9 protein-coding genes and 1 pseudogene are annotated in these 9,208 nt (G+C 71.9%); 5 read left to right on the forward strand and 5 right to left on the reverse strand.

Annotation, left to right across the window (positions count from 1 at the left end; genetic code table 11):
* Nucleotides 1-24: 24 nt before the first annotated feature.
* Together AB0A94_RS27655 and AB0A94_RS27660 are read right to left on the reverse strand one after the other, a co-directional pair.
* A complete protein-coding gene (locus AB0A94_RS27655) occupies nt 25-1,131 on the reverse strand; it encodes an adenylate/guanylate cyclase domain-containing protein (RefSeq protein ID WP_361748597.1) in 1,107 nt (368 codons plus the stop codon).
* A 164-nt stretch (nt 1,132-1,295) separates the two neighbouring features.
* On the reverse strand, nt 1,296-2,180 hold the full coding sequence (locus AB0A94_RS27660; protein ID WP_361748598.1) for a biotin--[acetyl-CoA-carboxylase] ligase: 885 nt from the start codon (nt 2,178-2,180) through the stop codon (nt 1,296-1,298).
* A 300-nt stretch (nt 2,181-2,480) separates the two neighbouring features.
* Here AB0A94_RS27660 and AB0A94_RS27665 point away from each other — a divergent pair, with 300 nt between their 5' ends.
* From AB0A94_RS27665 to AB0A94_RS27680, 4 genes are all read left to right on the forward strand, one after another.
* A complete protein-coding gene (locus AB0A94_RS27665; RefSeq protein ID WP_361748599.1) occupies nt 2,481-4,070 on the forward strand; it encodes an acyl-CoA carboxylase subunit beta in 1,590 nt (529 codons plus the stop codon).
* Between the two features lie 9 nt (nt 4,071-4,079).
* Nucleotides 4,080-4,286, forward strand: a complete 207-nt coding sequence (locus tag AB0A94_RS27670; protein ID WP_361748600.1) for an acyl-CoA carboxylase epsilon subunit — start codon at nt 4,080-4,082, stop codon at nt 4,284-4,286.
* A gap of 136 nt (nt 4,287-4,422) precedes the next feature.
* A complete protein-coding gene (locus AB0A94_RS27675; protein ID WP_106979509.1) occupies nt 4,423-4,551 on the forward strand; it encodes a hypothetical protein in 129 nt (42 codons plus the stop codon).
* 31 nt (nt 4,552-4,582) lie between these two features.
* A complete protein-coding gene (locus AB0A94_RS27680; protein ID WP_361748601.1) occupies nt 4,583-5,203 on the forward strand; it encodes a nucleoside triphosphate pyrophosphatase in 621 nt (206 codons plus the stop codon).
* Here AB0A94_RS27680 and AB0A94_RS27685 read toward each other — a convergent pair.
* Entirely contained in the window at nt 5,172-5,663 is a 492-nt protein-coding gene (locus AB0A94_RS27685; protein WP_361748602.1) for a hypothetical protein, read from the reverse strand. The two genes, AB0A94_RS27680 and AB0A94_RS27685, sit on opposite strands and share 32 nt — an antisense overlap.
* A 363-nt stretch (nt 5,664-6,026) precedes the next feature.
* Between AB0A94_RS27685 and AB0A94_RS27690 the strand changes: the two genes are divergently transcribed.
* On the forward strand, nt 6,027-7,799 hold the full coding sequence (locus AB0A94_RS27690; RefSeq protein ID WP_361748603.1) for a biotin carboxylase N-terminal domain-containing protein: 1,773 nt from the start codon (nt 6,027-6,029) through the stop codon (nt 7,797-7,799).
* Between the two features lie 502 nt (nt 7,800-8,301).
* Here the strand turns inward: AB0A94_RS27690 and AB0A94_RS27695 are convergent.
* Both AB0A94_RS27695 and AB0A94_RS27700 read right to left on the reverse strand, forming a co-directional pair.
* Nucleotides 8,302-9,093 (reverse strand): ABC transporter permease, encoded by a 792-nt coding sequence (locus AB0A94_RS27695; protein ID WP_361748604.1) that lies wholly within the window; start codon nt 9,091-9,093, stop codon nt 8,302-8,304.
* A pseudogene (locus AB0A94_RS27700) lies at nt 9,090-9,208 on the reverse strand (ABC transporter); the annotation flags it as partial. The pseudogene AB0A94_RS27700 and the gene AB0A94_RS27695, both read right to left, overlap by 4 nt.

The following is a 9,208-nucleotide window of genomic DNA, read 5'->3' on the forward strand; positions in this document are numbered from 1 at the left end:
GGAACCAGGCCGAGCCGGCCAGAACTAAGCCGAGGCGGAAGCCCCGTTCCGGCGCGTGAGCAGCCAGGGCTCCACCACACCGAGGCCACGCACGGGCCGCTGCCACATCGGCTGGAGCGCGAACCGGTAGCTCGGCGGCTCCTCGCCCTCCTTCTCCGCCGCGGCCACCGCCTCGGCCGCCGCCGCCTCGGAGGCAGGGGCGGCACCGGTGCGGATCAACTCCTCGGCGAAGGCACTGTCGACCAGCACGGCGTCCCGGGGGGCTATGGACGTGAGCCGGGACGCCAGGTTCACGGTCGTGCCGAACACATCACCCATCCGGGTGGTCACCGTGCCGAACGCCATGCCGACCCGCAGCTCCGGCATGGTCTCGTCGTTCGCCATGGTCTCGATCAGCCGCATCGCGATGTCCGCGGCGACACCGGCGTCGTCGGCGGCGTAGAGCACCTCGTCGCCCAGCGTCTTGATGAGCCGCCCGCCCCGCGCGGCGACCAGATCGGCGGCCGTGGTCTCGAAGGCCTCGACGAGCTCGCCGAGCTCCTCCTCCTCCATCCGCCGGGTCAGCCGCGTGAACCCCACCAGATCCGCGAAGGCGACGGCGAGCCGCCGGTCGACCATCTCCTCGTCGTCGGCGCCCTGCACGACCCGCCCGGCCGACGCGGCGAGCTGTCGCCGCCAGACGTACACGAGGAACTCCTCCAGCTCGGGCAGGAGCAGCTCGACGATCGGGTACGTCACCTCGGTACGGGTCATGCCCGGCTCGGGCGGCTCGGTCAGCCCCTCCAGGAACGAGTCGATCTGCCACTCGGCCAGCCGGGCGGTGGTCTGCCCGGTGGACCGCGCCACCTGGACCGCCATGGCCTCGCTCAGCAGGCCCGCCTCCACCAGACCGGCGAGCCGGCGCAGCGCGAGCACGTCGGCCTCGGTGAGGGCCTTGGCCTGGCCCACGTCGGCGAAACCCATCGCCCGCCAGAAGCGGGTGGCCAGCTCCATGGTGACACCGGCGCTGCGGGCCGCCTGAAACGGTGTGTAACGGCGCTCGGCACCCAGGATGAGCTGTTCGAGGCGCAGGGCAAGCGGATCCTCGCCGTCGCCCTGCGCGTCCGTGGAACCCGAGTCGTCGACGGTCACGCGTGCCCTTCCGATCTGCCATGGCCAGGTGTCGACCGGGCTCAACTCTACGGCAGGTGTGCGCCAGCTCACTCCGTCGGGTTGAGCCGTGAGGTGGGGCGATCGGCGTCGCCCCGAGGGCCGGGGCCGGGGGCGGAACCCCGGCGTTCCCGCGGCCCCCGGCGTCAGCGTGCGCGCAGGTGGACGATGTCGCCCGCGCCCACCGGTTCCTGCACGCCCTCCCCCGTGGCCAGCACCAGCCGGCCGTCGCCGTCCACCGCGACCGCCTCCCCCACCAGCTCCCGGTCCCCGGGCAGCTCCGCCCGCACCACCCGCCCCAGCGTCGCGCACCCCGCCGCGTACGTCTCCTGCAGGCCGCTCGGCCCCGGGTCGCCCCCCGCCGCCCGCCACCGCCCGTACCAGTCCTCCAGCGACCGGAGCACCCCCCGCAGCAACGGATCCCGGTCCGTGCTCACCGCCCCCGCCAGCACCAGCGACCCCGCGGTCGGCACCGGCAGCTCGTCGGCCCGAAGGCTCACGTTGATCCCGACACCGATCACCACCCCGTCGTCACCGGCCCGCTCCGCCAGGATCCCGCCGGCCTTCCGCTCCTCGCCGCCCACCGTAACCAGCAGGTCGTTGGGCCACTTCAACGCCGTGTCGACGCCCGCGGCCCGCGACAGCCCGGTCGCCACCGCGACACCGGTCAGCAACGGCAGCCAGCCCCACCGCGCCACGGGCACCTCGGCGGGCCGCAGCAGCACGGAGAAGAACAGCCCCGACCGGGCCGGCGCCGTCCACCGCCGGTCGAGGCGCCCGCGCGCGGCGGTCTGCTCCTCGGCGACGAGGACGACACCCTCCTCGAGCGGCCCCTCGGCGGCCCGCGCCACCAGATCGGAGTTGGTGGACCCGGTCCGCTGCACCACGTCCAGCTGCCGCCACAATCCGCCCGCGCGCACAAGTCCCCGGCGCAGGCCGGCGGCGTTCAACGGCGGGCGGTCGAGGTCCGACCAACGTCCCGACCTCGGCTCACTGGGCCCATTGGGCTTACCTTCACCATGTGGTGTCATGCGACCCACACTAGATTTGGCATCCTCCGCCCCGCACAGGGGACGGATGCCGGCCCCGAGGGCCGAGGTTCACGGGCGCTCGACCGTTCTCACGGTGTCGCCCCTCCGACGTGTCCCGCCGCGACGCCTCGATCGTCGCCCTGAGCACGGCGATGACGTGGGCTCTTCGAGGATCTCCTTCCCGCGTCTGTGAAGGGGGAAGCGGTGTGGGAAAGACCGCACTGCCGAACGGAGGGCCCCCCACTACGCTACGGATGAGTAACCGTCCCCCCTTTTGAGCAGGCAGGGAGCCGCATCCCGATGTCCGAGCCGGAAGAGCAGCAGCCTGACACCCACACGACCGCGGGCAAGCTCGCGGACCTGAAGCGCCGTATCGAAGAGGCGACGCACGCCGGCTCCGCGCGCGCCGTCGAGAAGCAGCACGCCAAGGGCAAGCTGACGGCCCGTGAGCGGATCGACCTCCTGCTCGACGAGGGGTCCTTCGTCGAACTGGACGAGTTCGCCCGGCACCGCTCCACCAGCTTCGGCCTCGACGCCAACCGCCCCTACGGCGACGGCGTCGTCACCGGCTACGGCACCGTCGACGGCCGCCCGGTCGCCGTCTTCTCCCAGGACTTCACCGTCTTCGGCGGGGCGCTGGGCGAGGTCTACGGCCAGAAGATCGTCAAGGTCATGGACTTCGCGCTGAAGACCGGCTGCCCGGTCATCGGCATCAACGACTCCGGCGGCGCCCGCATCCAGGAAGGCGTGGCCTCCCTCGGCGCGTACGGCGAGATCTTCCGCCGCAACACCCACGCCTCCGGCGTGATCCCGCAGATCAGCCTGGTCGTCGGTCCGTGCGCGGGCGGCGCGGTGTACTCCCCCGCGATCACCGACTTCACGGTCATGGTCGACCAGACCAGCCACATGTTCATCACCGGCCCGGACGTCATCAAGACCGTCACCGGCGAGGACGTCGGCTTCGAGGAACTCGGCGGCGCCCGCACCCACAACACCGCCTCCGGCGTCGCCCACCACATGGCCGGCGACGAGAAGGACGCGATCGAGTACGTCAAGCAGCTCCTGTCCTACCTGCCGTCGAACAACCTCTCCGACCCCCCGGCGTTCCCGGAGGAGGCGGACCTGACGGTCACCGACGAGGACCTCGAGCTCGACACGATCGTCCCGGACTCGGCGAACCAGCCCTACGACATGCACACGGTGATCGAGCACGTCCTCGACGACGCCGAGTTCTTCGAGACCCAGCCGCTGTTCGCGCCGAACATCCTCACCGGCTACGGCCGCGTCGAGGGCCGCCCCGTCGGCATCGTCGCCAACCAGCCGATGCAGTTCGCCGGCTGCCTGGACATCACCGCCTCCGAGAAGGCGGCCCGCTTCGTGCGCACCTGCGACGCCTTCAACATCCCGGTGATCACCTTCGTCGACGTCCCCGGCTTCCTGCCCGGCGTGGACCAGGAGCACGACGGCATCATCCGCCGCGGCGCCAAACTGATCTACGCCTACGCCGAGGCCACCGTCCCCCTCATCACCGTGATCACCCGCAAGGCCTTCGGCGGCGCCTACGACGTCATGGGCTCCAAGCACCTGGGCGCCGACCTCAACCTGGCCTGGCCGACCGCCCAGATCGCCGTGATGGGCGCACAGGGCGCGGTCAACATCCTGCACCGCCGCACCATCGCCGAGGCTCAGGACCCGGAGGAGACCCGCGCGAGGCTGATGCGGGAGTACGAGGACGCCCTCCTCAACCCCTACGTCGCGGCCGAGCGCGGCTACGTCGACGCGGTGATCATGCCGTCCGACACCCGCCGGCACATCGTCCGCGGGCTGCGTCAGCTGCGTACGAAGCGGGAATCCCTGCCCCCGAAGAAGCACGGCAACATCCCCCTGTAAGGAGCCGACGTGATCAAGGTCGTACGGGGCAACCCCACCCCGGAGGAGCTGGCCGCCGCACTGGCGGTGGTCCGGGCGCGCGCCGCGGCGGCGTCAGCCGTGCCGCCCGGCGCGCCCGCCCCCCGCGACGCGTGGTCCGACCCGTCCCGCCTCGCGGCCCGGGGCGTCCCGAGCCCGGGCCCGACGTCCTGGACCCGCACCTACTGGCCCGGCTAGCGGCAGCCGGCTCAGGGACGCGGGGCTGTGCCCGGGTGCGGATCCGCCGCGCGGGCGCACGGCACGACGAGTCCCGCGTCCCTACTTGAGTACGCGTACTCAGGCACCCCGGCCGGCCAGGCCCCACGCTGGTGGCATGCTGTGGTCCGACCCCGAGAACGAGCCGCCCAAGGAACTGCGGGACACGCAGGACATGCTGCGGCGGCTGGGCGTTCTCATGGCGCTGGCCATGGTGCTCGCCATGCTCGTGATCGGCGTGAGATGAGGCATCCGGGCCACGTCGCTACGCTGACCGCATGACAGATCAGCCGCGCCGCCGACTCGTGCTCGCCTCCCAGTCCCCCGCCCGGCTCGGGCTGCTCCGCCAGGCCGGGCTGGACCCCGAGGTGATCGTCAGCGGGGTCGACGAGGACGCCGTCACCGCCCCCACCCCCGCCGACCTGGCGCTCGCCCTGGCCGAGGCCAAGGCCTCCGTCGTCGCCGCGAAGCCCGAGGTCAAGGGCGCGCTGGTGATCGGCTGCGACTCGGTCCTGGAACTGGACGGCCAGGCCCTCGGCAAGCCCGCGGACGCCGGGGAGGCCACGGCGCGCTGGAAGTCCATGCGGGGCCGTGCCGGCACCCTGCAGACCGGCCACTGCGTCTACGACACCCTCAGTGGCCGTTACGTCTCCGCCACCGCCTCCACCGTGGTCCGTTTCGGTGATCCCAGCGACGAGGAGATCGCCTCCTACGTGGCCTCCGGCGAACCGCTCCACGTCGCCGGGGCGTTCACCCTGGACGGCCGCTCCGCCCCGTTCATCGACGGCATCGACGGCGACCACGGCAACGTCATCGGCATCAGCCTGCCCCTGGTCCGGCGCCTCCTCGCCGACCTCGGCGTCGGCATCACGGAGCTGTGGGCGCCGCCGGAGGAGTGACCGGGGGCGCGACCGGAGAGCCGTCACCGCCGGCGCCGTCCTCGGGAGCGGCGTCGGCCGGCTGCTCCGGACGGCCGTCGTACGTCATCAGCAGCAGCACGACCAGCCCGAGTACGAGCACCATCCAGAGGAACGCGAGCGGGCCGACCAGGCCCCACGTGACCGCGCCCAGCAGCGCGTGCACCACCGCCGCGCTGACCAGCAGCACCCGGGCGAGCCCGGCGGGCGCCCGGTCGCGCAGGGCGGCCTGCAGGGCCGCCAGGCCGCACAGCGCGAAGTAGAGCCCGAAGACGACTCCGCCGATCTTCGAGGACGTCGACATCACGTCCGGGTCGAGACCGGCCAGCGACATGTCCTGCCGGTCGACGACGACACCCAGGAACCAGTTCAGCGCCGCGATGCCGAGCGCCTCGGCGAACAGCACGAGCGCCACGACCCACGCCACCGGTCTGCGCACCACCGGCCCCACCCACTTTCGAGCACGCTTGTGGTTACCCCGAGTATGTTCGGGTCGCCGGGAAGGCTACTAACGGGTAAACCTCGGTACAAGGGGTCCGTGCGGGGCAAAGAATCATTGGGCCATTCGTAGGGACTCCACAAAGAAACGGAGTGGGCCGCAGCACGCTCTCACAGAGACCTTGACCACACAGGACGGCTAGGGTTTCCGGGAGGAGCCCTGCGTACCGAGGTGCGACAAGGGCTTTCGCGGGTCGAGCGAGCCTCGTATCACGCTCCGTGTGGGCAAGCTCACCAGTGGGGACGGGTCGAAGAGCCGTGTCGGCAGTCCCTAAACTCGGCTTGTTTCAAGGAGGGAGCCTCAATCGTGCGCAAGGTGCTCATCGCCAATCGTGGCGAAATCGCTGTCCGCGTTGCCCGGGCCTGCCGGGACGCCGGAATCGCGAGCGTTGCCGTCTACGCCGACCCGGACCGGGACGCTCTGCATGTCCGCGCAGCGGATGAGGCGTTCGCCCTGGGCGGTGACACTCCGGCCACCAGTTACCTCGACATCGACAAGGTGCTGAACGCCGCGCGTGAGTCGGGTGCCGACGCCGTCCACCCCGGCTACGGCTTCCTCTCCGAGAACGCCGAGTTCGCCCAGGCGGTGCTGGACGCGGACCTGATCTGGATCGGCCCGCCGCCGCAGGCCATCCGCGACCTCGGCGACAAGGTCGCCGCCCGGCACATCGCGCAGCGCGCGGGCGCCCCGCTGGTGGCGGGTACGCCCGATCCGGTGAGCGGGGCGGAGGAGGTCGTCGCCTTCGCCGAGGAGCACGGGCTGCCGATCGCGATCAAGGCCGCGTTCGGCGGTGGCGGGCGCGGTCTGAAGGTGGCGCGGACGCTGGAGGAGGTGCCGGAGCTGTACGACTCCGCGGTGCGTGAGGCGGTCGCCGCCTTCGGTCGCGGGGAGTGCTTCGTCGAGCGCTACCTCGACAAGCCGCGGCACGTGGAGACGCAGTGCCTGGCCGACAAGTACGGCAACGTGGTCGTGGTCTCCACGCGTGACTGCTCGCTGCAGCGGCGGCACCAGAAGCTGGTCGAGGAGGCGCCGGCGCCGTTCCTGTCGGACGCCCAGATGGAGGAGTTGTACTCCGCCTCCAAGGCGATCCTGAAGGAGGCCGGCTACGTCGGCGCCGGCACGGTGGAGTTCCTCGTCGGCCTGGACGGCACGATCTCCTTCCTGGAGGTCAACACGCGTCTGCAGGTGGAGCACCCGGTGACCGAGGAGGTCGCGGGGATCGACCTGGTGCGGGAGATGTTCCGCATCGCCGACGGCGAGGAGCTGGGGTACGGCGATCCGGTGCTGCGCGGGCACTCCTTCGAGTTCCGGATCAACGGTGAGGACCCGGGGCGGAACTTCCTGCCGGCGCCCGGTACCGTCACCCGTTTCGACGCGCCGTCGGGCCCGGGTGTGCGACTGGACGCGGGGGTGGAGTCGGGCTCCGTGATCGGGCCGGCGTGGGACTCGCTGCTGGCGAAGCTGATCGTCACCGGCCGCACCCGCAAGGAGGCGCTGGAGCGGGCCGCCCGTGCGCTGGCGGAGTTCCAGGTCGAGGGCATGGCCACGGCCATCCCGTTCCACCGCGCGGTGGTGCGGGACCCGGCGTTCGCGCCCGAACTCACCGGTTCGGCCGAACCGTTCACGGTGCACACGCGGTGGATCGAGACGGAGTTCGTCAACGAGATCAAGCCGTTCGCCGCCGCGGTCGACGCGGGGGCGGAGGAAGAGGTCGACCGCGAGACGGTCGTCGTCGAGGTCGGCGGCAAGCGTCTGGAGGTCTCGCTCCCGGCCTCGCTGGGCATGTCCCTGGCCCGTACGGGGCTGGCGGCGGGCGCCAAGCCGAAGCGGCGGGCGGCTAAGAAGTCGGGCCCGGTGGCCTCGGGCGACACCCTCGCCTCCCCGATGCAGGGCACGATCGTCAAGATCGCCGTGGAGGAGGGGCAGGAGGTCGAGGAGGGCGATCTGGTCGTCGTCCTGGAGGCCATGAAGATGGAGCAGCCCATCAACGCCCACCGGTCCGGCACGGTCAAGGGCCTGAGCGCGGAGGTCGGCGCCTCCATCACCTCCGGCGCGGCGATCTGCGAGATCAAGGACTGACGCGTTCGACGCCTGCGGCGCAGCGTCCGGTCCGGTGGGGGCGGGCGTAGCGCCTGCGGTCGGGGGTGTCCGCCCTCGGACCGGCGCGGATCACGTTACTCGGAGGGGGTGCGGGGCGCGCACGCACCGGCCACTGCGGGCACCCGCCCCCACCCCGTCCCCTCCACGCCGTACGCGGCTGCCGCTACCGCGCTCCCGCCCACCGCGGGCAGTCGTGCCTCCCCCAGTGCCTGAAGGGCCTGGGAGGTACCCCCAGGGCGATGGGGTCCCCCCGCTCGAGCGAAGCCGAGAGTGGGGGAGGGTGGGCGGTGGGGGTACCTCCCGCTCGAGCGCAGCCGAGAGCGGGGGAGGCACCCCGCAAGCGCCGGGCCGCGCGACCCACCCCCGGCCCACACCGACGCCGGGCACCCCGCAGTGCGGGTACACGCCGACGGCGTACGCCGACACGGTGTCGAGCGCGCCGCCCTGGAACGGGGCGAGCCGCGGGAGGCAGCCCGGGCCCTCATTTCGGATCGCGGTTGAACCGTGCTGTCGACCAGCGGTAACCGAGCACGGTCAGGGCGACGCACCAGGCGATCGCGATCCAGCCGTGGTGGCCGATCTCCGTGCCGAGCAGCAGGCCGCGCAGGGTCTCGATGGCCGGGGTGAAGGGCTGGTACTCGGCGACCGGCCGGAACCAGCCCGGCATCGTGTCGGCCGGGATGAAGGCGCTGGAGATGAGCGGGAGGAGGATCAGGGGCTGTGCGCTGTTGGCGGCCGCCTCGACGTTCGGGCTGACCAGGCCCATGCCGACCGCGATCCAGGTGAGCGCCAGGGCGAACAGCACCAGCAGCCCGAACGCCGCCAGCCACTCCAGGACCGTGGCGTTCGTGGAGCGGAAGCCGATGGCCACGCCGACGGCGCCGACGAGGACCACACTGGCGAGGCACTGCAGCACGCTGCCGACGACGTGCCCGACGAGCATGGAGCCGCGGTGGATGGCCATGGTGCGGAAGCGGGCGATGAGGCCCTCGCTCATGTCCATGGAGATGTGGACCGCGGCCCCGACCACGGTGGAGCCGATGGTCATCAGCAGGATGCCGGGGACGAGGTAGGCGATGTACGCGGAGCGGTCCGCGCCTTCGCCACCGATGCCGGCGCTCATCACGTCGCCGAAGACGTAGACGAAGAGCAGCATCAGCATGATCGGCGCGAGCAGCAGGTTCAGGGTTCCGGACGGGTAGCGCCGGGCGTGCAGGAGGTTGCGGCGCAGCATGGTGGACGAGTCGCGCACGGCGAGGGCGAGGTTGCTCATCGGACGTTCTCCCTGGACTGGGTGGGGCCGGTGAGGGCGAAGAAGACGTCGTCGAGGTCGGGGGTGTGGACGGTGAGTTCGTCGGCTTCGATGCCGGCGGCGTCCAGGTGGTCGA

Origin of the sequence: Streptomyces sp. NPDC044984, from assembly GCF_040646935.1 — a bacterium.
GTDB lineage: Bacteria > Actinomycetota > Actinomycetes > Streptomycetales > Streptomycetaceae > Streptomyces.

Coding starts and splice junctions, on each gene's coding strand:
- AB0A94_RS27665 (WP_361748599.1), top strand. CDS start 2,481: ATGTCCGAGCCGGAAGAGCAGCAGCCTGACACCCACACGACCGCGGGC.
- AB0A94_RS27675 (WP_106979509.1), top strand. CDS start 4,423: ATGCTGTGGTCCGACCCCGAGAACGAGCCGCCCAAGGAACTGCGGGAC.
- AB0A94_RS27680 (WP_361748601.1), top strand. CDS start 4,583: ATGACAGATCAGCCGCGCCGCCGACTCGTGCTCGCCTCCCAGTCCCCC.
- AB0A94_RS27660 (WP_361748598.1), bottom strand. CDS start 2,180: ATGACACCACATGGTGAAGGTAAGCCCAATGGGCCCAGTGAGCCGAGG.
- AB0A94_RS27695 (WP_361748604.1), bottom strand. CDS start 9,093: ATGAGCAACCTCGCCCTCGCCGTGCGCGACTCGTCCACCATGCTGCGC.